Here is a 23519-nt window from a genome sequence, read left to right on the forward strand (position 1 = left end):
GACCGGTTTCGGTCAGGCGCGGATAAAACGCCTCTTCGACCACGTCGCCGGTCGGCATCGCCGGAAGCGCGGACATCAGGGGAGTGCGGGCAATCGACTGTTCGCCGGCATATTCGGGTCCGGCTGCGATCAGCAGCGCGCCGCCGCGCTCAACATATTCGGCGATGTAGTCGTAATAGAGGATCGGCAGCACGTCCCGGTGCTGGTAGCGGTCGAAGATGATCAGGTCGAAATCGTGGATTTTCTCCACGAAGAGCTCGCGCGTCGGGAAGGCGATCAGCGACAATTCGTTTATCGGCGTGCCGTCCTGCTTCTCCGGCGGCCGCAAAATGGTGAAGTGCACCAGGTCGACCGAGGCGTCGGACTTCAAGAGATTGCGCCAGGTGCGCTCGCCGGCATGCGGCTCGCCAGAAACCAGCAGCACGCGCAGATTTTCGCGGATGCCGTCTATGATGGCGATGGCGCGGTTGTTGGTGTCCGTGAGTTCGCCTTCGATCGGGTCGATCGCCAGCTCGACGATATTGCGCCCGGCGCTCGGGATCGTCACCTGCAGCGGCGTCTCCTGGCCGATATTGGCGCGTTCGACCGAAACCAGCTGGCCGTTGATGGAGACGCGCACATCGACCGAGCCGCGCTCATTGCCGGTGGCGATGACGCGGTAGGTCATGTCGAGCGGCTTGTCGACGATGCCGAAGCGGGGTGCGTTCTCGAATCGGATGCGGCGGTCCCGCTCGCCCTCGTCGCCGGTGATCAGCGCGTGCAGCGGCGCGTCGAAGCCGGGCGCTGCCTGCGGCGCGTCGTGGACCTGCCCGTCGGTGACCATGATGGCGCCGGCGATGCGTGAAGGCGGCACGTCGCGGAAGGCGCTTTCCAGCGCGCCGAACAGGCGTGTTTCGGTGCGCTCGTCGGCGGCGTCGGCCTGGCCCGCTTCGACGATGCGCACGTCAAACTGCTTGAACCGCGCCAGCCGCTCCTGCAGCCCGGCGACGGCTTGCGTGGTCTCCTCGTTGCGATTGCCGATCTCCTGGCTCTGGCTGCGGTCGACGACCAGGGCTACGACGCTCTGCAGCGGCTCGCGCTCCTCATCGAGCAGCACCGGGTTCAAAAGCGCGGCTATCAGCGCCAGCAGCGCGGCGAAGCGGAACAGCGCGCCGCGCTGGCGGAACCATAGTCCGGCAAGCGCGATCAGCGTGATCGGCACCAGCACCGCCGCGAGGATCGGCCAGGACAGGAGGGGTTCGAAGGCGAGGGAATAGTTCATGTCACTGCCCCAGCCGTTCGAGCAGGATTGGCACATGCACCTGGTCGGATTTGTAGTTGCCGGTCAGCATGTACATGACGATGTTGACGCCCGCCCGCAGGGCATAGGCGCGCTGCATCGGATCGGCCGGCACGGTCGGCAGCATGGCGTCGCCATTCGCGTCCACCGCCCATGCGCCCGCGAAATCATTGGCGGTGATCATGATCGGGGTCACGCCGTCTCCGGTGCGGACCGGCCGGTTGTCGGTGTTCTGAGCCTCCAGCGACGCCTCGACCCAGAGCGGGCCGCCGTTGAAGCGGCCGGGAAACTCGGGAAGGATGAAGAACGCCTTGGTCAGAACGTGGTCAGGCGGTACGGGCTCCAGGGGTGGCACGTTGAGATTGCCGAGGATTTCGCGCAACCGCTCATTCGCAGGGCTCGCGGATCCGGAATCCAGCCCGGTCGAGAACTGGTCGCGGGTGTCGAAAAGCACGGTGCCGCCCTGCTGCATATAGGCGTCGATGCGGGCGATCGCCGCCTCGGTCGGCATCGCCGCATTCGGATCGATCGGCCAGTAGATGATCGGATAGAAGGAGAGTTCGTCGGCCGCGATGTCCACGCCGGCAGGCTGGCCCGGCTCCAGCGCGGTCTTTTCGACCAGGAAGCGCGATAGGCCGGCAAGGCCGGCGCGGCTGATCGAATCGACGCCGGCATCGCCGGTGAGCACATAAGCGAGCCTGGTCGTGGAGATCGCCTCGATCGCCTCGGCGTCGCCGGGCTTGGCGTCCTGCGCGTCGGCCTGGCCGGCGGGCGCGAAGACGGCCATGACGGCGACCAGCAGCGCTGCGACCGAGCCTGAGGTGCGCGCCGCGGGCTTCGGCCGGCGCGTGAACATGCCGCCCATCCAGAAGACGGCGAGCGTGTCGAGCACCATGAGCAGAAGCGCGGCGGCCACGAGCGGCCCTTTCAGGTTGCGCGATTCGTCGAAGGCATAACGCATTTCGGTGACCGGCGCTTCGATGCGCGGGCGAACGAGCGGCGCCAGCACCGTTTCTGCATCGAGCAGATTGTGGGCAAACACGCCCTCTTCGGTCCCGTAGAGGCCGGGCGGGTTCTCGATTGTCACCGGAACCTTGCCCGCGCCGACGGCCAATGGCCGCGCATCGGGCGTCGGCGGCACCAGCGCGCCGTTGGCTGCGATCATGCGGTAGGGCGCGAGCGAGCCGGCCTGCCCCTCCGCGCCGGCGGCGGCCGCGCCCTGGTTGCGCGACAGCTGCACGATGCGGCGCAGCATCTCGACGAAGCTGCCGGAGATCGGCAGGCTCGACCACGTGGCTTCGGGCGTGATGTGGAAGAGCACGACGGTACCTTGCTCACGCTTGGCCCCGGTAACCAGCGGCGTGCCGTCCGCCAGATTGGCCCAGGTGCGTTCAACAATGTCGGCCGTCGGTTCGGCCAGAACCTGCCGGGTGACCGTGACCTCGTTCGGCGGAGCCAGATCGGAGAAGGGGCCGGTCGGCGGAAATTCGGTGACCGGCTGCGGTTCGGTCCAGGACAGCGTGCCGCCCAGCGAGCGCTCGCCCACCCGAAGGCGCACCGGCAGCAATTCCTCGTCATTGCCGGCGGCGGCGAGCTTGGAGCCGGCGAAGCGCACCAGCGTGCCGCCATTCTGCACCCATTCGACGAGTTGGGCGCGGGCGGTCTCCGGGATGGTGCCGACATCCGCCATCACGATCATGGCCGGCTTCTGTTCGAGAAGCTGCGGAATGGCTTCGGCGAGATCGGGGCTCGACGGCTCGACCAGATCGGCGAAGGGTTCGAGCGCGCGGCGGATGTAGTAGAGGGGCGACAGCAGCGGCTGGGCGCGGTCGGCCTCGGACTGTGACAGAAGACCGACGCGGCGGCGCTTGGAATTTTCGTCGAGCACGCGTACCGCGCCGGCCTGCGGCTCGCCGTCGATGGCGATGGAGGAAAAGTCGTTGCGCAATTCGAACGGCACCTGCAGCCGCCCGGTCGCCTCGGCTTCGCCTGCACCAAAGGTCAGCGTGGCGTCCGCGATGCGACGGCCCTTGTCGTCAAAGGCTCCTGCCGTGACCTGGCGCATTGTCGGATCGGCGGCACGGACAGCGGAAATCCTGAAGCCGTCGACCTCATTCTCGGCCGCGGTCAGCCCGATTGCCGATAGCCGCTCGGGGACAGCCCAGACAACATTCGCGGCGCCGCCGAGAAGATTGCCGAAAGCCGCTTCGTCGCCCTCGGAGGCCAGCCCGTCGGCGAGGACCGCGACGCTGGCGCCCGGCAGTGTTTCAAGAGCTGCGGCAACGCGCGCATAGACGGCGGGACGGTCGACCGGCACCGGTCGCGGTTCCGTGGCGCGGAGCTTGTCCCGGGCGGCCTCGGCGTCGAACGGCCCGATTTCCGCATTGGGCTTTTCAGCCGTGAACGCCAGCAGCACCGGCACGCCAGTCGAGGCGGCGTCGGCGATCAGGCGCTCTGCCGTGGCGACTCGGCGGTCCCAATCCGGGGCGCTCGCCCAGCCATTGTCGACGACCAGCGCGAGCGCCGCGCCGCCGGTCGGCAGTTTTTCCCGTGGGTTGAATACCGGTTCGGCCAACGCAAGCACAATCAGCGCGGCCATCAACAGCCGCAGCAATGTCAGCCACCAAGGGCTTTGATGCGGCGTCTCTTCCTTTTTCATCACCCGCGCCAGGATCTTCAGCGGCGGAAAGACTTCCATCTGCGGCTTTGGCGGCGTGAGCCTGAGCAGCCACCAGATGACCGGAAGCGCGAGCAGTCCCCAGAGGATTGCCGGGAAACCGAAGGAGAGCGGCAGCCAACTCATGCGCGCACTCCCGAAGCATAGCCCCCATCGGCAGTCATGAACGCATGCACGCGGACCAGCGCGTCGGAGGCCAGGCGGTCAGTATGATTGACGGTGAAGCTCCAGCCGAGGCGCTTGCACCAGGCGGCGAGTTCCTGCCTGCGGGCCGTGTACTGCCAGCGATAGGCCTCGCCCAGCGTTTCGGCGCGGCCGGCCGTCAGCTTCTCGCCGGTTTCGGGATCGGTGAACTCGGTGCGGCCGGAATAGGGGAAGGTTTCCTCGGCGGGATCAGCCACCTCGATCAGATGGGCCCGCACGCCGTGGCGCGCCAGGACGTCGAGCCATGCCATCGTCTCTTCGATCGGATCGAGGAAATCGCTGGTGATGACGATGTCGGAGAAGCGGCGGAGGATGGAAAGGTCAGGCTTGGCGACCAGTTCGGAGGCGTGACTGAGATGCGACGCCAGGCGCTCCGCGCCGTTGCGGGAAGTGAAAGGATCGGTGAGGCCGGGCCAGGCGATGCGCTCGCCGCTGCGCGACAGAAGCTCGGCCATTGCGAGGATCAAAACCAGTGCGCGCGATTCCTTCGACACGGTCGCGCCCGCCGATTTGTAGAGCATCGACGGCGAGGGATCTGCCCAGAGCCAAACCGTGTGCGCGGCCTCCCATTCGCGGTCGCGCACATAGGTGTGGTCGTCGCGAGCCGAACGGCGCCAGTCGATGCGGGCCATCGCCTCGCCCTCGACATAGGGCCGGAACTGCCAGAAATTCTCGCCGATGCCGCGCTTGCGGCGGCCGTGCCAGCCGCCGATCACCGTGTTGACGACGCGTCGGGCCTCGACCAGCAGGTCGGGCACCAGCGAGGCGCGCATCCTGGCCCGGGCGAGCGCATCGCGCGTAAGGACCGGGGAGGACGCCTCGCCGACACGCGCCATCAGGCTAGATACCTTTCACCAGCCGCGCCACCACGTCGCGCACCGACATGCCTTCGGCGCGAGCCGCGAAGGTCAGCGCCATGCGGTGCTGGAGGACAGGCTCGGCCAGCGCCTTGATGTCGTCGATCGACGGGGCAAGCCGGCCATCGTAGAGAGCACGGGCGCGGGCGCAGAGCGTCAGCGCCTGGCTGGCGCGCGGGCCAGGCCCCCAGGCGACATGCTTGTCGGTTTCGGCATTCTCCTGGCCGGGGCGGGCGGAGCGCACGAGCGCGAGGATCGCCTCAACCACGCTTTCCGGCACCGGCATGCGGCGGATCAGATGCTGGATTTCCTTCAGACGCTCTGGCGTCAGCACATTTTGCGCTCGGGCGTCCTCGGTGCCGGTGGTCTCGAGCAGGATGCGGCGCTCGGCTTCCAGTTCGGGATAAAGAATGTCGATCTGCATCAGGAAGCGGTCGAGCTGGGCTTCGGGCAGCGGATAGGTGCCCTCCTGCTCCAGCGGGTTCTGCGTCGCGAGCACATGGAAGGGCGAGGGCAGATCGTGGCGCTCGCCGGCCACCGTCACATGATATTCCTGCATCGATTGCAGGAGCGCCGACTGGGTGCGCGGGCTGGCGCGGTTGATCTCGTCGGCCATCAGCAACTGCGCGAAGATCGGACCGGGAATGAAACGGAAGGAGCGCTTTCCCAACTCGTCCTGCTCCATGACTTCGGAACCGAGAATGTCCGACGGCATCAGGTCCGGCGTGAACTGAATGCGGCGGGCATCCATGCCGAGCACGATGCCCAGCGTTTCGACCAGCTTGGTCTTGGCAAGGCCGGGAACGCCGACCAGCAAGGCATGGCCGCCGGCAAGAAGCGCCACCAGCGTGCGTTCGACGACGCTTTCCTGGCCGAATATGACGCGGCCTACCCCTTCCCGAACGCGTGAAATGTCGGCAAGCGCCTTTTCGGCCTCGGCGATCATGTCCTTTTCGCTTATCGGGGCCTGCTTGATGATGATGCTCATGCCGCTTCGGTCCTCATTTGCCTGGAACGCCGGCCAGCAGGTTTCCAGTGCCGCGATTCGCACATGACGGGTGTGCTCTAATGAACTTAAATCACCCAATCAGGCTGACAAGCGGAACAACAGTGACTATTTCGTGACGATGGACAATCAAGCGCGACCGGAGAAAGACAGCCTTGCCGCCGCCGGCGATACCGCGGATCTGTCCGCGCTGATCTCCCGCGCGGCACGCGCGGGCAAGGGCCTGCCGCCGGTTGAGCGCTGGAATCCGGACTTCTGCGGCGATCTCGACATGGAGATCAAGGCAGACGGGACATGGTTCTATCTCGGCACTCCGATCGGCCGCATGCCGCTTGTCCAGCTATTTTCGACGGTGCTGCGCAAGGATGCCGACGGCAAGACCTATCTGGTCACACCGGTCGAGAAGGTCGGCATCAGGGTCGTCGATGCGCCGTTCGTTGCGGTGGAGATGAGCGTGACGGGAGAGGGCGACGAGCAGAAGATAACGTTCCGCACCAATGTCGGCGATGTCGTTGAGGCAGGGCCGGAGCACCCGCTGCGCTTCGTCGACGAGCCCGAGACGGGTGGCCTGAAGCCCTACGTGCTGGTGCGCGGCCGGTTGGAGGCACTGGTGGCGCGACCGGTCATGTACGAGCTTGTCCAGTATGGCGAGGAGATCGAGGTCGACGGCAGGCTCATGTTTGCGGTGCGTTCCGGCGGCGAGGTCTATCCGATCATGCCGGCGGAAATCCTGAAAAGATTGAGCGCCTGACCGTGGATGCCTTCGCAGCAAAACCCTATTCCGCCGCCGACTTCCGGCTGCGCGCCGTCGCCGAACGCATCGACGATGACGAGGAGTATGGTGACCACCGCTTCAACCCGCAGCATGGTCCTCTGATCCGGCGGACCGATCTGCGCGATGCAGCGGTGCTCGTCCCGGTCGTCGATCATGGCGACGAGGCGACCGTGATCCTGACCAAGCGTGCGGAAAAGCTGCGCAATCATTCGGGGCAGGTGGCGTTTCCGGGCGGCCGTATCGACCCAACGGATCCGACCCCGGAACATGCGGCGCTGCGCGAGACGATGGAGGAGATCGGTCTCGATGCCGGCCATATCGAGATCATCGGCCGGATCCCGGATTATGTGGCGGGCAGCGGCTATCGCATTGCGCCGGTGCTCGGTATCGTCCGGCCCGGCTTCCAGCTCACCATCAACGAGCATGAGGTCGATGCCGCCTTCGAGGTACCGCTGCGCTTCCTGATGGATCCCGCCAACCACCGCCGCGACAGCCGCATGTGGGACGACAAGGAGTGGTTCTATTACGATATGCCCTATGGCGGGCGGCGGATTTGGGGCGTGACGGCCGGCATCATCCGCACGCTCTATGAGAGGCTCTATACGTGAACGGGATGACCCAGATCGCCGGGGCTGACTGGCTCGCCCGGGACGAGCTGCAGCGATTGCTGAACGCGCTTTCGGCGGACGGCGAGGAGGCCCGCATCGCGGGTGGCGCGGTGCGCAACGCGCTGCTCGCCGAACCGGTTTCCGACATAGACATCGCGACGACGAACCTGCCGCAAGAGACTGTGCGCCGTGCGGAGGCCGCCGGTTTCAAGGCCGTGCCCACCGGCGCCGAACACGGCACGATTACGGTCATCGCCGGCGGCAAGCCTTACGAGGTGACCACGCTGCGCGCCGATGTCGAGACTGACGGGCGGCGCGCGAAGGTGCGGTTCGGGCGCAACTGGAAGGAAGATGCGCAAAGGCGGGACTTCACCATCAATGCGCTCTACGCCGAGGCTGACGGAACCGTGGTGGACCTGGTGGGCGGGCTGGCCGATATCGAAACGCGGAGGCTGCGGTTCATAGGGAATGCCGAAGACCGCATCCGCGAGGATTATCTGCGCATTCTGCGATTCTTCCGGTTTTTCGCCTGGTACGGGACCGGACGGCCGGATGCGGAGGGTGTGAAGGCCTGCGTCCGGCTGAAGGACGGGCTCGACCAGCTTTCGGCGGAGCGGGTCTGGAGCGAACTGAAGAAGCTGCTTTCGGCGCCCGATCCGTCGCGTGCACTGCTCTGGATGCGGCAGGCGGGCGTCTTGACCCGCGTTTTGCCGGAAAGCGAGAAGTGGGGCATCGACGCAATCCACCCACTGGTCAGGGCCGAGCTGGAACTGGGCTGGACGCCTGATCCGCTGCTGCGCCTGATGGCCATCGTGCCGGCGGATGCGGAGCGGATGGCAGGCCTGGCGGAGCGGCTCAAGCTGTCGAATGCGGATGCGGAGCGTCTGTCGCATTGGGCCAAGACTGCCCCGGTCGCCTCGAACTTGCCGGAAGACGCATTGGCCAAGCTGCTCTACCGGGGCGATCGCCGCGGTTTCATCGACCGCCTGCGATTGGCGCTAGCTTCCGCGAGGGCGCGGGGGGTGGAGGACAACAAGGCACTGATGGAGGCAGGCGGATTTTCGCGTCTACTGGCTTATGCGGAGCAATGGCAGAAGCCGGAACTCCCAATCAGGGGACGCGACCTGGCCGGCCTGGGAGTCAACGACGGACCGCGCATGGGCGAGTTGCTGCGCGAACTGGAAAATCAATGGGTTGATGGCGGCTTTTCGCACGATCGCGGCGCGCTGCTGGACCGCGCCGCGACAATGTTGAGAGACTGATTCAAGCGATTGACGATTTGAATCAACTGGCTCGCGGCCTGAATCACCAAGTCGCCGCAACAGCCTGTTTCAAAACATGTTTTAGGCCGCGTCGCGAACCTTTTCGATGCGCGACCGGATCGCCTCTATCATGGTCTCGCGAATGATCGTTTCGCCGTGCGTTTCGCGCAGATGCTCGACGGCGCGCCGCATGATTTCGGCCTCTTCCTCATGGCGCGTGTGCCAGTCGCAGCCCGGGACAAGCGATCCGCAGTGAAATTCCTTCATCGGTTTCTCCTTTCCTCGTTCTGGCGGGGGAACCAGCATAACATGGAATCGGGCGATAGGTTGCCGACGGAGGCAATTTTCCCGGATGCGGCTTGCGCTACTGATTGAGCGAGACCGCGTTCGAGGGGGCGAGCCATTCGCTTACGACGGCAACGTCGTCGTTGCCGAGATCGTGCCCGGACTTGATCGTGCGGGCTTCGACGCGGCCGCCATGCTTGCGCAGCATCGCTTCAAGCGCGGGGGCAAAGGGTGCGTAGATGCTGTCGGCTGCCCCGGCGACGGTGAGGAACCGCGTGCCGGACAGGTCGACATCGGGAATGCTCTCCAGCACCGACATGGGCCGTAGCAGCACCGCGCGCTCGACAAGGCCCGGATGCAGGAGCGCCATTGCGGCCAGGAGATTGGCGCCGTTCGAATATCCGATGAAGGTGGTGTTGGCGAGATCGAGCTTCTTCGCTTCGACCGCGTCGCGCAGAAAAGACGCGAAAGCTTCGGCCTCGGAGCGGATGTCGTGCTGGTCGAACCGGGTCGGCGTGAGGCGACGGTACCAGCGCGTAACGCCGTCCTGGACGAGCCGTCCGCGAATGCCCATCAGTACGGCATGGGGATCTATACGCGAGGCAAGATCCATCATCGTCGTCTCGTCGCCGCCGGAGCCGTGCAGCAGCACGAAGGTTTCCCCGGTTGCGGGTTTCGGCTGCCTGCGCAGGACGAGGAAGCGATCCGACCGCTCGATCGCCGATACCTCGTCCCGCGGGGCTGAGTCGACATCTACGCCGGTCGAACGATTCGGGGCTAGGGGCACGGCCGCGTCTCCTGCTGTGGGAATATCGGCGCAGAACTGGAGCGCCTCCGCGTTGAGGGCGGGGTTCTTCTTTGCCGCTGCCGCGATCTTTCCCGGCGATGGGTTGCGGTCGCAATCAGACAGGTCGCTGGCATTGCCCATGCTCGCGAAGCCCAAGGTGATGACGATCGACAGCAAGCCGATGATGCAGTTTCTGGCCATTGGCCGACCCTGTCAGCTGAACGTTAATCATTCCGGAGCCTGCAGTTCCCGCCATGTCTGCCGCAGCCGACATGCCAGCGGAATTCGCCCTTTGCCCCAACCTTGTTCGCTTATAGCGGTCTCTTGCCGGCTACTCATCACACGATTTGATGATCCGGGAAGAAGACGGGCGGGTGTGTCCCGAAGGTCACGCGGGTTGCGGCTACGGCCATTTCACTTCCGGCGGCAAACTCGACAGGATCGAGTCGACATTGCCGCCGGTCTTGAGCCCGAAAATGGTGCCGCGGTCGTAGAGCAGGTTGAACTCGACGTAGCGGCCTCGCCGGATGAGCTGTTCCTCGCGGTCGCCGTCGGTCCAGTTCAGGTTGAAGTTGTTGCGGACCAGATGCGGGTAAACCACCGCGAAGGTGCGGCCGACATCCTGGGCGAAGCGGAAGTCGGCGTCCCAGCCGCCACTCTCCTGTGGAGACTGCAGCCAATCGAAGAAAATGCCGCCTATCCCGCGTGGCTCGTTGCGGTGTGGGAGGTAAAAATACTCGTCGCACCAGGCTTTGTATTTTTCGTAGTCGGCGACCGTCCGGTTCTTTTCGCAGGCAAATCGCATGGCCTTGTGGAAGGCGATTGCGTCGGGATCCTCCTGGCTGCGGCGGCGGTCGAGCACCGGCGTCAGATCGGCGCCGCCGCCGAACCAGTTGCGCGAGGTCACGACCATGCGCGTGTTCATGTGGACGGCCGGCACGTTCGGGTTCCATGGATGCGCGATGAGCGAAATGCCGCTTGCCCAGAAGCGCGGATCCTCCTCGCCGCCGGGCATCTGCTTGCGGAACTCCGGCGAGAATTCGCCATAGACCGTGGAGGTATGAACGCCGACCTTCTCGAAGACGCGGCCGTGCATCATCGACATGACACCCCCGCCGCCCTGGCCTTCCTGGCGCTGCCACGGCGTGCGCTCGAAGCGGCCGACCGCCCATGACGATTGCGGACCAGCGAGATCGTCCTCGATCTTCTCGAGCGCCGCGCAGATGCGATCGCGCAATTCCTCGAACCACGCCCGCGCGGCTGCCTTCTTGTCTTCAACGTCTTCCGGCAGCCCAGCCGGTATTTCGGGGCGTTCCATGCGCCGTCTCCGCTTCCTGCCGTTTCCACAGCCCGCGGGCATGCAAAAATGACTCGTTTTTTCCGGCGCGATCCCTAATCTCTAATTGTCCAGGGTCAAGGAGTTCCTGTGCGCACCCCGACGCGGCCGCCGCTCGATGGTCTAAAGAAAAGGCTCGATCAAAGCCGGGCCGAGAATGCGCGCATGCCGCGCGACGGGTTTTTGCGCGAGACTTTCGTGCTGCCGCGCAGCGACGCCCGAAAGAAGGCCAAGGAGTGGTTCGACCGTTGGCCTAAGCAGGCCTACTGGACCTCCATCGAAAGCTGGTTCGAGCGCCCCGGCGACGTCATAGAGTTCACCATCAGGCGCCTGCCAAGTTCCGACTAGGCGCGACAACAAGCCGCCGCGGGCCTGGGCCTTCCTCGGCCAGCCGGTCTCCCGGATTGCGCAATTTGCAGCGGTCGATCGACAGGCAGCCGCAGCCGATGCAGTCGGTCAGCCCATCGCGCAGTTTCTGCAACTGGAGAATCCGACGATCAAGATCGGCCGCCCATCCTTGCGATAGCGCATTCCAGTCGTCGCGGTTCGGCGTCCTGCCGTCCGGCAGCGAGGCGAGCGCGGCGCGGATCTCGGCCAGCGAAATGCCGACCTCCTGCGCCACCTTGATTATCGCGACCCTGCGCAGGACGTCGCCGCCATAGCGGCGCTGGTTGCCGCCTGTTCGGTGGCTTTGGATCAGTCCTTTCGTTTCGTAAAAGTGCAGGGCCGAAACCGCCACTCCGCTCCGGACCGCGACCTGCCCCACTGTCAATTCCTTCGCCATGCCGGATTTCCGCTTGACCTCAACTTAAGTCGAGGTTGTAGCAAGCTATCCCTGACGATGCAAACCGAAGGGAATTGCGATGCTTTTGAATGTAAGGGTTGCCGTCGGCGTCCGCGCATCGGGTTGCGGAGTGATTGCGTGGCGGATCGGCGTTCAATTCAGGGTACTTTCAGCCGACCTGCCTGATCGCTTCGCCAGCCGCCATTGCGGCGCTCAGCGCGACGTTGAGGCTGCGCCCGCCGCCCTTCATCGGGATCAGCAGGCGCGCGTCGGCGCGGTCGCGGACCTGGTCCGGAACGCCGGCCGATTCGCGCCCGAACAGAAGTATGTCGCCATCGGCGAAGCTGAACGCAGTGTAGGGCAGGGCGGCTTTGGTCGAAAACAGCAGCAGCCGGCGCGCTTCGCTCCGCCGCCAATCTTCGAACCGCGCAAAATCGACATGGCGGGGGAGGGCCGCCATTTCGAGATAGTCCATGCCCGCGCGCCGGAGATTGCGGTCGGAGAGGTCGAACCCGGCCGGCTCGATGATGTCGACGGCGACCCCGAGGCAGGCAGCCATGCGAAGGATTGTGCCGGTATTGCCGGCAATGTCCGGTTGGTAAAGCGCGATGCGAATGCCGTCGGCCAATATCGTCTCCAGCTAATAAGTGTCCATACAGCAACACCGTCGGCGACTTCGCCGCGATGGCCGTCTTCCGCATGGTCAAGGCGGCCGAATGAGTTTATAGAGCCGCCATTGTCAACTCGAACCGAAGGAGGCGGACATGGAATTCATGATGACCGTAGATATCCACCGCCCCATCCGCGGGCTAAGCGCCCTGGCGGTTTCGGTTCGACGCTTTACCTGACATTTCAAAGCTTCATCGTCTCGATTCCCGCCGGACCTTTTCATGGTTTCCGAAGGAATCTTGCTATGTCTTCCAATATCGACAAGGGCCAAAAGGCCCCCTCCGTAGATGAGCGCCGCCAGGGCCTTCGGGCCGTGGACGGCGCACCAGACCTGAACCGGCAAAAGCTCGAGGCGTGGGAACTCGCCATCGGCATTCGAAGTCCGGTCGCGCACCCACCAGGCCGGGCGGTTCGCTCGCATCGGGGCAATCTTCCCGATGTCGACATGTCGCTTGCGGTTCCGTTTCCGACCAAGCCGTCGCGCGTCAGCATGATCGCAGGATGGGTCCGGAATGTGCTCCGCGACCCGGCCAAGGAAGAGCGGCGCCACCCGTTTGTCAGGAGTTCGTGACAGGCGGGTCGGCGAAGCGGCCTCGACGCCTTAAGGTGTCGGGGCCGAACCCACGCTGGAATCAGGCCGGCCAGTATCCATCTTAGCTTCACGCCTGCACGGTTGGTGCGCAGCGGCATGAGGCGCCTTGAAAGACCGAGAAAATGTTCCGCTGGTTTGAACAGAAGCTCAATCCGTTTCCGGTCGAAGAACCGGTCGAGCCGCCCAATACGCTGGTCGCCTTCTGCCTGCATTACACAAAGGGCGCCTGGCCCTATATCATCGCCGCCGCGATCCTGATGTCGGCGATCGCGATCACCGAAGTCTGGATGTTCGCCTTCCTCGGAAACATCGTCGACTGGCTGTTGGTGCAAAATCGCGAAACATTCCTGGAGACCGAGGGCTGGAAACTCGCCGGCATGGCCTTCATCGTGCTGATCGCGTTGCCGGGGACGGTGCTGCTGCACTCGCTGATTTCGCAGCAGACATTGATGGGCAACTACCCGATGCGCATCCGCTGGCAGGTGCACCGTTACCTGCTCAAGCAGTCGATGACGTTCTATCAGGACGAGTTCGCCGGCCGTATCGCCACGAAGCTGATGCAGACCGCGCTTGCCGTGCGCGAATGCATCATCAAGCTGATCGATGTCCTCAACTACGTCGTCGTCTATTTCCTCGGCATGCTGTTCATCGTCGGCTCGTCCGACTGGAGGCTGGCCGCGCCGCTCGCCGTCTGGCTTGTGTGCTATGTCGGGCTGCTGCGCTACTTCGTGCCGTATCTCGGCGCCGTTTCCCAGGAACAGGCCGATGCCCGCTCAGTCATGACCGGCCGGGTGGTCGACAGCTACACCAACATTCAGACCGTGAAACTGTTTTCACATGCCAGGCGCGAGGCTTCCTTCGCACGGGAGGGCATGGCGACTTTCATGGACACGGTCTACCGCTCGATGCGGCTCGTAACGCAACTCTACGGGGCCCTCTACGTCATCAATGCGCTGCTGCTGTTCTCCGTCGGGGCGCTGTCGATCTGGCTGTGGCTCCACGAGGCGGTCACGATCGGAGCGGTCGCCGTCGCGATCGGCCTGGTCCTGCGGCTCTGGGGCATGTCGCAGTGGATCATGTGGGAGATGTCCGGCCTGTTCGAGAATATCGGCACGGTGCAGGACGGCATCGGCTCGATCTCGCTGCCACGGCTTGTCGAAGACAGGCCGGGGGCGAAAGACATCGATGTCACCAACGGCGAGATCGAATTCGAGACAGTCCGGTTCCACTACGGCAAGAGCAAGGGCGTCATCGAAGACCTGTCGCTCAAGGTTCGTCCCGGCGAAAAGGTCGGCATCGTGGGGCGATCGGGCGCAGGCAAGTCGACGCTGGTGAACCTGCTCCTGCGCTTCTACGATCTGGAGAGCGGCCGCATCCTGATAGACGGCCACGATATTGCTACCGTTACCCAGGACAGCCTGCGCGCCAATATCGGCGTGGTGACGCAGGATACCTCGCTGCTCCACCGCTCCGTGCGCGATAACATTCTCTACGGCCGGCCCGATGCCACGGAGGAGATGATGGTGGAAGCCGCCCGGCGCGCCGAGGCGTTGGACTTCATCGACAGCCTTTCCGATCCGAAGGGGCGCAGGGCGTTCGACGCCCATGTCGGCGAGCGCGGCGTCAAGCTCTCCGGCGGTCAGCGGCAGCGCGTCGCGATTGCCCGTGTGATGCTCAAGGACGCGCCGATCTTGATACTCGATGAGGCGACATCGGCGCTCGACTCGGAGGTAGAGGCCGCGATCCAGGAGAACCTCTACCGGCTGATGGAGGGGAAGACGGTGATCGCGATCGCGCATCGGCTCTCGACCATCGCCGCGATGGACCGGCTCGTGGTCATGGACGAGGGACATATAGTCGAGGACGGCACGCATGAGGAACTGCTCGCCCGAGACGGGCTCTACCGGCAATTGTGGCAAAGGCAGTCCGGCGGGTTCCTTCTGGATGGCGATCCGGTGGAGTCGGCTGTCCTGAAGGGGCAGGCCGCGGAGTGAAGCCAGACGGACGCGGGATGCGGCTTCTTCGCGGGAATTTCCCGGCGGCTTTCCTATATTGGTTCAGCCGGGCGGCGGACCGGCATGGCGAATGGCGAGAATGAATGGCTGACGAGGGATTTCGCAACAGGCTGTGGCAACGCTTCGAGGGAGCGGTGGATCCCTTCCAGGACACCGACCGGGAAGTGCTGCCGGCGAGCGCCTGGCGGTTCATCCTTTATTTCGCCCGGCAGGCGACGGGGCCGTTCGCCCTCCTGCTGATCGTCGGCGGCGCCGCGGGCGCGGTCGATGCGGCGCTCTACTGGTCCGTCGGCTGGCTGATCGACCTGCTGGACAATTCCAATCCACAGACGCTGTTTGCGGATCATTGGCCCGAACTCGCAGCCCTGCTTGCGCTGTTGCTGGTGGTGCGAACCGTCGTGATGATCGCTTCGGCGGTGGTCGAGCAGCAGATCGTGGTGCCGGGTTTCTATTCGATGGTGCGCTGGCAGGCTTTTCGCCGCGTCATCGAACAGCCCTACGATTTCTACCAGAACGATTTTGCGGGGCGCATCGCCACCAAGATCATGCAGGGCGGCGAGGCGGTCGGCGATTTCATCGTCAACATCCTGCAGACGATGTGGTCGTTCCTGACTTTCGTTGTCCTGGCGATCACAATATTGGTTTCGGTCGACCCGATGATGGGCCTGGTCGTCGCCCTGTGGTTCGCCGGATATGCCTCGATCGTCTATCTCCTGCTGCCCGAGATGCGCAGCGCCGGCCGCGCCACGGCGGACGAACGCTCGATCTTCAACGGCCGTCTGGTCGACGCCTTCACCAACATCATGGCCGTCAAGCTCTTCGACAGCGGGCGGCGCGAGCACGCCTATGTGCGCGACGGGCTGGAGCGCTTCCTGCGCGCGGTGATGCGGCTGACACGCGCGGTCACGACGGTCCGCGCCTCCGTTGCCATCATCAACGGCGCGATGATGAGCGCGATTGCGGCAATCTGCATCTACAAGTTCACCCAGGGCGGAATTTCCACGGGCGCAATCGCCGCGGCACTTGGCCTCGTCTTTCGGCTGAACCAGATGTCGGGCTGGATGATGTTCAACATCAACGGCCTGATCCGGAACTACGCTACCGTGCAGGATGCGACGCGGACGATCTCCGTAAGGCCGGCCATACGTGACGCGCCCGATGCGAAGGTGATGCCGCGCGCCATGGGCGACATCAGGTTCGAGAACGTCTCCTTCCACTATGGCAAGGGCGGCGGCATCATCGAAAACCTCAACCTGCATATCCGGCCTGGCGAGCGCGTGGCGCTGGTCGGTCCGTCCGGCGCCGGCAAGACAACCATCGTCAATCTGGCGCTGCGGCTGTTCGACGTCGAGGCGGGCCGCATCCTGATCGACGGCCAGGATGTTCGTTCGGTGACGCAAGGATCGCTGCGCGAGCAGTTCGGCGTGGTCAGCCAGGACGCAATGCTGATGCACCGCTCGATCCGCGACAATATCGGCTACGGCAGGGCGGGAGCCAGCCAGGCCGAGGTCGAGGATGCGGCACGGCGCTCGGAGGCGCACGAATTCATCCGGGGCGTTTCCGATCCGAAAGGCCGCAGGGGCTACGACGCGCATGTCGGCGAACGCGGCGTCAAGCTTTCGGGTGGCCAGCGCCAACGCGTCGCCATTGCGCGCATGATGCTGAAAGATGCGCCGATCCTGATTCTCGACGAGGCGACATCGGCGCTCGATTCGGAAGTCGAGGCAGCGATCCAGGACAATCTCTACCGGCTGATGGAGGGCAAGACCGTCATCGCGATCGCACACCGCCTGTCGACGATCGCAGCGCTCGACCGGCTGATCGTGCTCGACAAGGGACGCATCGTCGAGGAGGGGACGCATGATGCTCTGATCGCGCGCGGCGGCCTTTACGCGCAGCTCTGGAAGCGGCAATCCGGCGGCTTCCTGGCCAACCAGTTGGCGGCGGAATAGGTTCGCCGCAATATGTCTGCCCGGCTGCCTGAAAACTTTGCTGTTTCCTTCGCTGCAGAGACCAGCCTCAGCGCGGTCGACCAGGAGATATTGGCTGAAAAAGCGACCTCCCTCGGCAATGCCGGCCGCAAGGTCGAGACCTGCATGGAAAAGCTCCGTTCGCACCAGGGCGACAGTGAAACGCGGATGGCGCTGGTCAAGAGTGCCGCCGATGCCGTCTATGCGTATTTCGTGCAGCGCGAACTTTGCGGATTCCGCCGCCACGATGATATCATCCGCGACTACGGAATACCGCGGGAAGTGCTGGTCAGGCTGGGCGCAAGGTAGGCCGGAGCGGCAGCGCCGTTCATTCCAGCCATTCGGTTATGAACTTTTCCGATGCGTGGACATCGATTGTAATGAGCGGTTCAGGTCCGAGATTGCGGAACTTGTGGGGCATGTCGGCCGGAACAACCACAATCTGGCCGGCGCTTGCCTCGATTTCACTGTCGCCGACGGTAAAGAGCGCCCGACCCGACCGGATGATGAATGTTTCCGGATAAGGGTGCTTGTGGAGCCTCGGTCCGCCGCCGATCCTGTCGAAATCGTTGAACACAATGGAAATACCGGCGCCGTATGGCATGCCCTGCATTTCTCCATGCCAGCGGTCGCCTTCGGCCCAGCCTTCCTTATCGATCACATGTGCCATGAGAGGATGATATGCCGCCGGATTTCTTCGTGTCGAGCGCCGCGACGCGCCAGGGTCTGTTCAGCACAGATACGACCGGTCGGCACAGGCCTTGCCAGCGCCGAAATAGTCTTGCACCCGGCCTGCACCGCGGCCCCGCGACAATCTGCCGTCACCCCCTTGCACCGTCTGGACATAAGCGGGCTTCGCGCATAAACCGATGCCCGAATGCCGGATGGGTCGACCGGCCCGTCGCGCATGCGCCGACGGCGCCAGACCGACGGAGCAAGATCTGGCTCCAGCCGGCATAAAGTAAGGCGAAAGGATCATAGTCCCGTGAGCGCAACCGACACGACCGAGCCGACCCGGCGGGATTTCCTCTACGTGGCCACCGGCATGGCCGGAGTGGTCGGCGCGGGCGCCGTTGCGTGGCCCTTCATCGATCAGATGCGCCCGGACGCTTCGACGCTGGCGCTCGCCACGATCGAGGTCGACGTATCAGCGCTCCAGCCCGGCATGTCGCTGACGGCCAAATGGCGGGGCCGACCAGTCTTCATTCGCAACCGTACGCCGGAAGAGATCGAAGCGGCGAAAGCGGTTTCGCTGGATGAACTCAAGGATCCGGTTGCGCGCAATGCCAATATCGCCGGCGATGCGCCGGCCACCGACCTCGACCGCTCCGCGGGCGAAGGCAAGGAAAACTGGATTGTCATGGTTGGCGTGTGCACCCATCTCGGCTGCGTTCCGCTCGGCCAGCAGGGTGATTTCGGCGGCTGGTTCTGCCCTTGCCACGGATCGCACTACGACACGGCCGGCCGCGTCCGCAAAGGTCCGGCGCCCGAAAACCTGGCCATTCCGACATTCCAGTTCGTTTCCGACACCACGATCCGGATCGGCTGAGGTTTCTGGGGGATATCATGAGCGGTGGACACTCGACATACACGCCGAAAACGGGCCTTGGCCGCTGGGTCGATGCACGCATGCCTTTGCCGCGCCTGGTGTACGATTCATTCGTCTCCTACCCGGTGCCGCGCAATCTGAACTACGCCTACACGTTCGGCGGCATTCTGGCGATCATGCTGGCGTCGCAGATACTCACGGGCGTCGTGCTGGCCATGCACTACACCGCGGAAACCACGCTCGCCTTCGCATCGGTCGAAAAGATCATGCGCGACGTGAATTCGGGCTGGCTTCTGCGCTACCTGCACTCAAATGGCGCGTCGTTCTTCTTCATCGCGGTCTACATCCACATTTTCCGCGGCCTCTACTACGGCTCCTACAAGGCGCCACGTGAGCTGCTCTGGATTCTCGGCTGCATCATCTACCTGCTGATGATGGCTACGGGCTTTATGGGCTACGTGCTGCCCTGGGGCCAGATGAGCTTCTGGGGCGCGACCGTCATCACCGGCTTCTTCACGGCGATCCCGCTGGTCGGCGACTGGATCCAGCAATTGCTTCTGGGCGGCTTCGCGGTCGACAATCCGACACTCAACCGTTTCTTTTCGCTTCACTATCTGCTGCCGTTCATGATCGCCGGCGTCGTCATTCTGCACGTCTGGGCGCTGCATGTTACCGGGCAGACCAACCCGACCGGCATCGAGGTGAAGTCCAAGACCGACACGCTGCCCTTCACGCCCTATGCGACCTTGAAGGACGCGTTCGGCATGCTGGTTTTCCTGCTCGTGTTCGCGTACTTCCTCTTCTACATCCCCAATTATCTGGGCCATCCCGACAACTACATCATCGCTGATCCTCTGAAGACGCCGGCGCACATCGTGCCCGAATGGTATTACCTGCCCTTCTACGCGATCCTGCGCGCCATCACCTTCAACATCGGCCCGATCGATTCCAAGCTCGGCGGCGTGCTTGCAATGTTCGGCGCGATCGCGGTGCTGTTCTTCGTGCCCTGGCTCGACACGTCCAAGGTGCGCTCGGCCGCCTACCGCCCCTTGTACAAGCTGTTCTTCTGGCTCTTCGCAGCGAACGCGCTGTTCCTGGGCTGGCTCGGCTCGCGTCCGGCGGAAGGCGCCTATGTGGTGATGTCGCAGATTTCGACGCTGTACTATTTCGGCTTCTTCCTCGTGATCATGCCGGTTCTCGGTTACATCGAGACGCCGCGGCGCCTGCCGAACTCGATCACCGAAGCGGTGCTTAAGAAGAACAAGATGGGTGGCGCCGCGCATCTGGCCCACGCGCCTGCGTCGCCGGAAATCAAAGGCTAGTTGAGAATCTTGAGAGGGACTTTCGGAATGAAGAAGATTCTCAACGGTCTTGCCGTGGCGGGCTTCGTCCTGGCCGGCGCGCTCGGCGCAGCCACCGCGCAGGAGGAGCACAGCGAGACCGAGCCCACGCACTTCCCGATCCACAAGCCGGAGGAGCAGAGCTGGTCGTTCGCGGGGCCTTTCGGCACCTATAACAAGGCTCAGCTGCAGCGCGGCCTGAAGGTCTACAAGGAGGTCTGTTCGGCCTGCCACTCGATGGAGCTGGTTGCGTTCCGCACGCTGGAGGGGCTCGGCTATTCGGAGGCCCAGGTCAAGGCGCTTGCCGCCGAATACGAGGCGACCGACGGACCTAATGCCGACGGCGAGATGTTTACACGGCCGGCACTGCCCTCGGACTATTTCCCTTCACCCTTCCCCAACCAGGAAGCGGCAGCCGCAGCGAACAACGGCGCCGCGCCGCCCGATTTCTCGCTGATCGCAAAGGCGCGCGGCGTCGAGCGCGGTTTCCCGCTGTTCGTGTTCGACATCTTCACGCAGTATGCCGAGGGCGGTCCCGACTATATCCACGCGCTGCTGACCGGCTATGAAGAAGAAGCGCCGGCCGGCATGGAGATTGCGGAGGGTACCTACTACAATCCGTATTTCATCGCCGGCAAGTCATTGGCCATGGCTCCGCCGCTGTCGGACGGTCAGGTGACCTATGACGATGGTTCCCCCGAAACCGTGGACCAGTATGCCCGCGACATTTCTGCTTTCCTGATGTGGGCTGCCGAGCCGCATCTCGAAGCGCGCAAGCAGACCGGCTTCAGCGTCATGGCCTTCATGATCCTGTTCACCGGCCTCGTTTACCTGACGAAGCGCAAGGTCTGGGCCGGCGTGGCGCATTGAGCGCTGGAAATCGTGGAACCGGATTTTGAAAGGGGCGCTCGCAAGCGCCCTTTTTCATGTGCCGAACAGGAATCGGATCGCGGTCGCCATGCTTGTTTGATCTTGTTGGGCCAGTGTCCCGATCCGCCCGATTATCAAATCTTCGGCGACGGTGAACAGCTTCATTCGGGCGAAGCATGGCGAGCGCAGCCCAGCCTCGGCAAACGCCGCGATGTGCAAATCGCTTGCCCATCTCGTATTGCTTGCGGTTGTGACCATCGCAGTCACCGCGTGCAGGTGTGCGTTATTAAAATCGCGGTCCGTTAGGACGATGGCTGGACGTTGCTTCTGACCGCGTTTTTCGGTGAATGGAAATTGCACCAGGATGACGTCATAGCGGTCGTAGGTCACCAAAGGCCTCTTCGTCTTCCGCCGAGTACCATTCCTCGAATGTCGTGTCAGCGAGACGAAGCCATGCGTCTTCTTCGTCATCCGGCCAACTGACGCGTACTTTCTCGCCACGTCTTTCCTGTAGACGCTTCCAAACAGTCGCCATCGCGCCTACCGGCTTTATGCCCAAGGTCGGGCGTCCATCGGCACCTGTGCGCATTCTCGCCCACTTGCCGACGATGCCATCGACAGCCAGATTTATTGTTTCTTCCTCGGGAAGATTGACCACTGCATTGTAAAGCGCCGGACTTGCTTTCAGATGTTTCGCCCAGATGACATCGTCGCGGATCTCGATCAGCATCGTCCATCTCCCTTCAGGCTACAGATAGGGTGGGGTGAGGGTGGGGTCAAGCGACGAATTGCCGTGCCTTATTGCGCACGCCGCTTCCATTGATCGCGGCCAATGTCTAGAACGAATTGGTCCAAAACAGGATGCTCCATGAAATCCTCACTCGAAGACACGCTCCTTTCGGCGATCCGCACCATTCCGGACTATCCGAAACCGGGGATCATGTTTCGCGACATCACCACTCTGCTCGGCAATGCGCGCGCGTTTCGCCGCGCCATCGATGAACTGGTGCATCCCTACGCCGGGACCAAGATTGACAAGGTTGCCGGCATCGAGGCGCGCGGTTTCATCCTCGGCGGCGCCATCGCCCATCAGCTTTCATCCGGCTTCATCCCGATCCGCAAGAAGGGGAAGCTGCCGCACGAGACCGTGCGCGTCGCCTACAGCCTCGAATACGGACTGGACGAGATGGAGATGCACAAGGACGCCGTGGCGGCCGGCGAAAAGGTGATCCTCGTCGACGACCTGATCGCTACCGGCGGCACGGCGGACGGCGCTGTCAGGCTTCTGCGCCAAATGGGCGCCGACATCGTCGCGGCATGCTTCATCATCGATCTGCCGGAGCTCGGCGGGCGCAGGAAGCTTGAGGCGCTGGATGTGCCGGTCAGAACGCTGATCGCGTTCGAGGGGCATTGAAGGTGGGGCCTACTCACTTCGGAACTGCGTTGATAGGTGCTGTCCTGGGACTCCTCCTGATCTTCGTGGTGGAGGTCCTTACTTTTGTCGGTCCGGTCGTCACGATTGCACTTTTGGTCGGCAAGCGGAGCATGTCCGCTGCTCTTATCTGGGGCGCGTTGACCTGTCTGGCTTGGCTATTTCGGCTGGGAATCTGGATGCGGTGGTTTTGAGCAGCCGCGTCGTTACCCCACCTTCACCAGCACGGCGCTTTCGAACTCCAGCACCTTGTCGCCGGTCGAATCGAATGCATCGGCGCGGAGGGTCAGGAGCCGCCAACCCCGACGCGATGCGATAGGACGGTGCGCCACGCCGGTGCGGGTGAAGCTGACGGTTTCGCCCGCATAGACGGGTTTCAGCCATTTCAGATTCTTGAAGCCGGGCGAGGGGCCGAATTCGGGACGTGGGCCGGGGCCCCGCCAGCGTCTGCCCTCCGTTTCCATGCCGGTCGCCAGATTGTATTTCATCCAGGTCGCCGCCGTATGCCAGCCGGACGCGCAGAGACCGCCGAAGACGCTGTTCTTCGCAGCGGATTCGTCGATATGAAAAGGCTGCGGATCATATTTCCTGGCGAACGCCTTGATGGCGTCCGCTTCGAATTTGTGCGAGCCGAGCGGAGTGGTGACGCCGATGCCGAAAAACTCGTCGAGCGTCATGCGAAGACCTCGCGCTTCAGGAACATTCCGATGTTTTCGAGTTCGAACACCTGCTCGCCCTTCTGATTGAACAGTTCGTGTCGGCAGGTGACGAAGCCGAGGCTGGGCCGCGATTTCGACACGCGCTTGGCAAGGACGGTGCTGCGGCCGGTTAGTGTGTCGCCGGCGAGGACCGGTCTTTTCCAGCGGACATATTCGATGCCGGGCGCGCCCTGCGACGTCGAATCGAGCAGGAACGCGTCGCACATCATCCGCATGAATATCGCGCATGTGTGCCAGCCAGACGCGGATAGGCCACCTAGAATACTGGCCTTGCCCGCTTCTTCGTCCAGATGCATCGGCTGCGCGTCGAACTCGCTCGCGAATTCGATAATCTCTTCGGGGGTCACAAGTTTTGAGCCGAGGTCGATGGAGGCGTCCTCGCGAAAATCCTCATAGGCCCACTTCTTGGCGGTCATGCCCGAAATCCTGTTCAGATTTGAACCTTCATAATGGTGGGATCGGCCCAATGCGGCAAGCACATGTCGAGAAAAGCCTTGGGCCAG

Annotated in this window: 25 protein-coding genes and 1 pseudogene; 12 read left to right on the forward strand and 14 right to left on the reverse strand. The window is 63.6% G+C overall.

Features of this window, described 5'->3' with window-relative positions; translation table 11 throughout:
- The 4 genes and pseudogenes from MAXJ12_RS09270 to MAXJ12_RS09285 form a co-directional block, all read right to left on the reverse strand.
- A pseudogene (locus tag MAXJ12_RS09270) lies at positions 1–1261 on the reverse strand (hypothetical protein); the annotation flags it as partial.
- Between the two features lies 1 nt (position 1262).
- A complete protein-coding gene (locus MAXJ12_RS09275) occupies positions 1263–4082 on the reverse strand; it encodes a DUF4159 domain-containing protein (RefSeq protein ID WP_008835566.1) in 2820 nt (939 codons plus the stop codon).
- Positions 4079–4996 (reverse strand): DUF58 domain-containing protein, encoded by a 918-nt coding sequence (locus MAXJ12_RS09280; protein WP_008835567.1) that lies wholly within the window; start codon positions 4994–4996, stop codon positions 4079–4081. Before MAXJ12_RS09280 ends, MAXJ12_RS09275 begins: the two co-directional genes overlap by 4 nt.
- A 4-nt stretch (positions 4997–5000) precedes the next feature.
- Positions 5001–6005: an AAA family ATPase gene (locus tag MAXJ12_RS09285; protein WP_008835568.1), complete on the reverse strand. Its 1005-nt coding sequence runs from the start codon at positions 6003–6005 to the stop codon at positions 5001–5003.
- A 139-nt stretch (positions 6006–6144) separates the two neighbouring features.
- On the opposite strand from MAXJ12_RS09285, the gene MAXJ12_RS09290 reads away from it, so the two are divergent.
- The 3 genes from MAXJ12_RS09290 to MAXJ12_RS09300 are packed head-to-tail and all read left to right on the forward strand — an operon-like array spanning position 6145 to position 8668.
- A complete protein-coding gene (locus MAXJ12_RS09290) occupies positions 6145–6774 on the forward strand; it encodes a DUF1285 domain-containing protein (protein ID WP_008835569.1) in 630 nt (209 codons plus the stop codon).
- A 2-nt stretch (positions 6775–6776) separates the two neighbouring features.
- On the forward strand, positions 6777–7406 hold the full coding sequence (locus tag MAXJ12_RS09295) for a CoA pyrophosphatase (protein ID WP_008835570.1): 630 nt from the start codon (positions 6777–6779) through the stop codon (positions 7404–7406).
- A 5-nt stretch (positions 7407–7411) separates the two neighbouring features.
- Positions 7412–8668: a CCA tRNA nucleotidyltransferase gene (locus MAXJ12_RS09300; protein WP_008835571.1), complete on the forward strand. Its 1257-nt coding sequence runs from the start codon at positions 7412–7414 to the stop codon at positions 8666–8668.
- Positions 8669–8749: 81 nt separating this feature from the next.
- Here MAXJ12_RS09300 and MAXJ12_RS09305 read toward each other — a convergent pair whose 3' ends face one another.
- The 3 genes from MAXJ12_RS09305 to hemF all read right to left on the reverse strand — a co-directional run bounded on the left by MAXJ12_RS09305 (position 8750) and on the right by hemF (position 11058).
- Entirely contained in the window at positions 8750–8935 is a 186-nt protein-coding gene (locus MAXJ12_RS09305; RefSeq protein ID WP_008835572.1) for a DUF1059 domain-containing protein, read from the reverse strand.
- A 97-nt stretch (positions 8936–9032) separates the two neighbouring features.
- Positions 9033–9941: an alpha/beta hydrolase gene (locus tag MAXJ12_RS09310; RefSeq protein WP_008835573.1), complete on the reverse strand. Its 909-nt coding sequence runs from the start codon at positions 9939–9941 to the stop codon at positions 9033–9035.
- 202 nt (positions 9942–10143) lie between these two features.
- Entirely contained in the window at positions 10144–11058 is a 915-nt protein-coding gene (gene hemF, locus MAXJ12_RS09315) for an oxygen-dependent coproporphyrinogen oxidase (protein ID WP_008835574.1), read from the reverse strand.
- Between the two features lie 108 nt (positions 11059–11166).
- Between hemF and MAXJ12_RS09320 the strand changes: the two genes are divergently transcribed.
- On the forward strand, positions 11167–11424 hold the full coding sequence (locus MAXJ12_RS09320) for a hypothetical protein (protein WP_008835575.1): 258 nt from the start codon (positions 11167–11169) through the stop codon (positions 11422–11424).
- On the opposite strand, the gene soxR is transcribed toward MAXJ12_RS09320, so the two are convergent.
- Both soxR and MAXJ12_RS09330 read right to left on the reverse strand, forming a co-directional pair.
- Positions 11399–11860, reverse strand: a complete 462-nt coding sequence (gene soxR / locus MAXJ12_RS09325; protein WP_008835576.1) for a redox-sensitive transcriptional activator SoxR — start codon at positions 11858–11860, stop codon at positions 11399–11401. The genes MAXJ12_RS09320 and soxR overlap by 26 nt on opposite strands.
- 169 nt (positions 11861–12029) lie before the next feature.
- Positions 12030–12488, reverse strand: coding sequence for a tRNA (cytidine(34)-2'-O)-methyltransferase (locus MAXJ12_RS09330; RefSeq protein ID WP_008835577.1), 459 nt, complete (start codon positions 12486–12488; stop codon positions 12030–12032).
- Positions 12489–12773: 285 nt separating this feature from the next.
- On the opposite strand from MAXJ12_RS09330, the gene MAXJ12_RS09335 reads away from it, so the two are divergent.
- From MAXJ12_RS09335 to MAXJ12_RS09350, 4 genes are all read left to right on the forward strand, one after another.
- The gene (locus MAXJ12_RS09335) at positions 12774–13100 is read left to right on the forward strand and encodes a hypothetical protein (protein ID WP_008835578.1); all 327 of its coding nucleotides are present in this window, start codon (positions 12774–12776) and stop codon (positions 13098–13100) included.
- Positions 13101–13243: 143 nt separating this feature from the next.
- Complete coding sequence (locus MAXJ12_RS09340) at positions 13244–15115, forward strand: ABC transporter ATP-binding protein (protein WP_008835579.1); 1872 nt, start codon at positions 13244–13246, stop codon at positions 15113–15115.
- Between the two features lie 104 nt (positions 15116–15219).
- Positions 15220–17088: an ABC transporter ATP-binding protein gene (locus tag MAXJ12_RS09345; RefSeq protein ID WP_008835580.1), complete on the forward strand. Its 1869-nt coding sequence runs from the start codon at positions 15220–15222 to the stop codon at positions 17086–17088.
- Between the two features lie 12 nt (positions 17089–17100).
- Positions 17101–17415: a DUF6665 family protein gene (locus tag MAXJ12_RS09350; protein ID WP_008835581.1), complete on the forward strand. Its 315-nt coding sequence runs from the start codon at positions 17101–17103 to the stop codon at positions 17413–17415.
- A gap of 19 nt (positions 17416–17434) precedes the next feature.
- Here MAXJ12_RS09350 and MAXJ12_RS09355 read toward each other — a convergent pair whose 3' ends face one another.
- Positions 17435–17776, reverse strand: a complete 342-nt coding sequence (locus MAXJ12_RS09355) for a cupin domain-containing protein (protein ID WP_008835582.1) — start codon at positions 17774–17776, stop codon at positions 17435–17437.
- 315 nt (positions 17777–18091) lie between these two features.
- Between MAXJ12_RS09355 and petA the strand changes: the two genes are divergently transcribed.
- The 3 genes from petA to MAXJ12_RS09370 are packed head-to-tail and all read left to right on the forward strand — an operon-like array spanning position 18092 to position 20865.
- The gene (gene petA, locus MAXJ12_RS09360; protein ID WP_008835583.1) at positions 18092–18655 is read left to right on the forward strand and encodes a ubiquinol-cytochrome c reductase iron-sulfur subunit; all 564 of its coding nucleotides are present in this window, start codon (positions 18092–18094) and stop codon (positions 18653–18655) included.
- Between the two features lie 17 nt (positions 18656–18672).
- Positions 18673–19977: a cytochrome b gene (locus MAXJ12_RS09365; RefSeq protein WP_008835584.1), complete on the forward strand. Its 1305-nt coding sequence runs from the start codon at positions 18673–18675 to the stop codon at positions 19975–19977.
- Positions 19978–20004: 27 nt separating this feature from the next.
- On the forward strand, positions 20005–20865 hold the full coding sequence (locus MAXJ12_RS09370; protein ID WP_008835585.1) for a cytochrome c1: 861 nt from the start codon (positions 20005–20007) through the stop codon (positions 20863–20865).
- A 54-nt stretch (positions 20866–20919) separates the two neighbouring features.
- On the opposite strand, the gene MAXJ12_RS09375 is transcribed toward MAXJ12_RS09370, so the two are convergent.
- Together MAXJ12_RS09375 and MAXJ12_RS37590 are read right to left on the reverse strand one after the other, a co-directional pair.
- The gene (locus MAXJ12_RS09375; RefSeq protein ID WP_008835586.1) at positions 20920–21255 is read right to left on the reverse strand and encodes a type II toxin-antitoxin system PemK/MazF family toxin; all 336 of its coding nucleotides are present in this window, start codon (positions 21253–21255) and stop codon (positions 20920–20922) included.
- Complete coding sequence (locus MAXJ12_RS37590) at positions 21236–21595, reverse strand: hypothetical protein (RefSeq protein WP_008835587.1); 360 nt, start codon at positions 21593–21595, stop codon at positions 21236–21238. Before MAXJ12_RS37590 ends, MAXJ12_RS09375 begins: the two co-directional genes overlap by 20 nt.
- 138 nt (positions 21596–21733) lie before the next feature.
- Here MAXJ12_RS37590 and MAXJ12_RS09385 point away from each other — a divergent pair, with 138 nt between their 5' ends.
- Positions 21734–22279: an adenine phosphoribosyltransferase gene (locus MAXJ12_RS09385; RefSeq protein ID WP_008835588.1), complete on the forward strand. Its 546-nt coding sequence runs from the start codon at positions 21734–21736 to the stop codon at positions 22277–22279.
- A 224-nt stretch (positions 22280–22503) separates the two neighbouring features.
- On the opposite strand, the gene MAXJ12_RS09395 is transcribed toward MAXJ12_RS09385, so the two are convergent.
- Together MAXJ12_RS09395 and MAXJ12_RS09400 are read right to left on the reverse strand one after the other, a co-directional pair.
- Positions 22504–22974 (reverse strand): MaoC family dehydratase, encoded by a 471-nt coding sequence (locus MAXJ12_RS09395; protein ID WP_008835590.1) that lies wholly within the window; start codon positions 22972–22974, stop codon positions 22504–22506.
- Positions 22971–23432, reverse strand: a complete 462-nt coding sequence (locus MAXJ12_RS09400; RefSeq protein ID WP_008835591.1) for a MaoC family dehydratase — start codon at positions 23430–23432, stop codon at positions 22971–22973. The genes MAXJ12_RS09395 and MAXJ12_RS09400 overlap by 4 nt, the downstream gene beginning before the upstream one ends.
- Positions 23433–23519: the final 87 nt, after the last annotated feature.

Source organism: Mesorhizobium alhagi CCNWXJ12-2, assembly GCF_000236565.1.
Lineage (GTDB): Bacteria > Pseudomonadota > Alphaproteobacteria > Rhizobiales > Rhizobiaceae > Allomesorhizobium > Allomesorhizobium alhagi.

Excerpts from the sequence above, each read along its gene's own strand:
- soxR (WP_008835576.1), bottom strand. The coding sequence starts at position 11,860 with ATGGCGAAGGAATTGACAGTGGGGCAGGTCGCGGTCCGGAGCGGAGTG.
- MAXJ12_RS09305 (WP_008835572.1), bottom strand. The coding sequence starts at position 8,935 with ATGAAGGAATTTCACTGCGGATCGCTTGTCCCGGGCTGCGACTGGCAC.
- MAXJ12_RS09300 (WP_008835571.1), top strand. The coding sequence starts at position 7,412 with ATGACCCAGATCGCCGGGGCTGACTGGCTCGCCCGGGACGAGCTGCAG.
- hemF (WP_008835574.1), bottom strand. The coding sequence starts at position 11,058 with ATGGAACGCCCCGAAATACCGGCTGGGCTGCCGGAAGACGTTGAAGAC.
- MAXJ12_RS09335 (WP_008835578.1), top strand. The coding sequence starts at position 12,774 with ATGTCTTCCAATATCGACAAGGGCCAAAAGGCCCCCTCCGTAGATGAG.
- MAXJ12_RS09280 (WP_008835567.1), bottom strand. The coding sequence starts at position 4,996 with ATGGCGCGTGTCGGCGAGGCGTCCTCCCCGGTCCTTACGCGCGATGCG.
- MAXJ12_RS09310 (WP_008835573.1), bottom strand. The coding sequence starts at position 9,941 with ATGGCCAGAAACTGCATCATCGGCTTGCTGTCGATCGTCATCACCTTG.
- MAXJ12_RS09345 (WP_008835580.1), top strand. The coding sequence starts at position 15,220 with ATGGCTGACGAGGGATTTCGCAACAGGCTGTGGCAACGCTTCGAGGGA.
- MAXJ12_RS09365 (WP_008835584.1), top strand. The coding sequence starts at position 18,673 with ATGAGCGGTGGACACTCGACATACACGCCGAAAACGGGCCTTGGCCGC.
- MAXJ12_RS09275 (WP_008835566.1), bottom strand. The coding sequence starts at position 4,082 with ATGAGTTGGCTGCCGCTCTCCTTCGGTTTCCCGGCAATCCTCTGGGGA.
- MAXJ12_RS09385 (WP_008835588.1), top strand. The coding sequence starts at position 21,734 with ATGAAATCCTCACTCGAAGACACGCTCCTTTCGGCGATCCGCACCATT.
- MAXJ12_RS09400 (WP_008835591.1), bottom strand. The coding sequence starts at position 23,432 with ATGACCGCCAAGAAGTGGGCCTATGAGGATTTTCGCGAGGACGCCTCC.
- MAXJ12_RS09395 (WP_008835590.1), bottom strand. The coding sequence starts at position 22,974 with ATGACGCTCGACGAGTTTTTCGGCATCGGCGTCACCACTCCGCTCGGC.
- MAXJ12_RS09285 (WP_008835568.1), bottom strand. The coding sequence starts at position 6,005 with ATGAGCATCATCATCAAGCAGGCCCCGATAAGCGAAAAGGACATGATC.
- MAXJ12_RS09290 (WP_008835569.1), top strand. The coding sequence starts at position 6,145 with ATGGACAATCAAGCGCGACCGGAGAAAGACAGCCTTGCCGCCGCCGGC.
- MAXJ12_RS09350 (WP_008835581.1), top strand. The coding sequence starts at position 17,101 with ATGTCTGCCCGGCTGCCTGAAAACTTTGCTGTTTCCTTCGCTGCAGAG.
- MAXJ12_RS09370 (WP_008835585.1), top strand. The coding sequence starts at position 20,005 with ATGAAGAAGATTCTCAACGGTCTTGCCGTGGCGGGCTTCGTCCTGGCC.
- MAXJ12_RS37590 (WP_008835587.1), bottom strand. The coding sequence starts at position 21,595 with ATGCTGATCGAGATCCGCGACGATGTCATCTGGGCGAAACATCTGAAA.
- MAXJ12_RS09340 (WP_008835579.1), top strand. The coding sequence starts at position 13,244 with ATGTTCCGCTGGTTTGAACAGAAGCTCAATCCGTTTCCGGTCGAAGAA.
- MAXJ12_RS09355 (WP_008835582.1), bottom strand. The coding sequence starts at position 17,776 with ATGGCACATGTGATCGATAAGGAAGGCTGGGCCGAAGGCGACCGCTGG.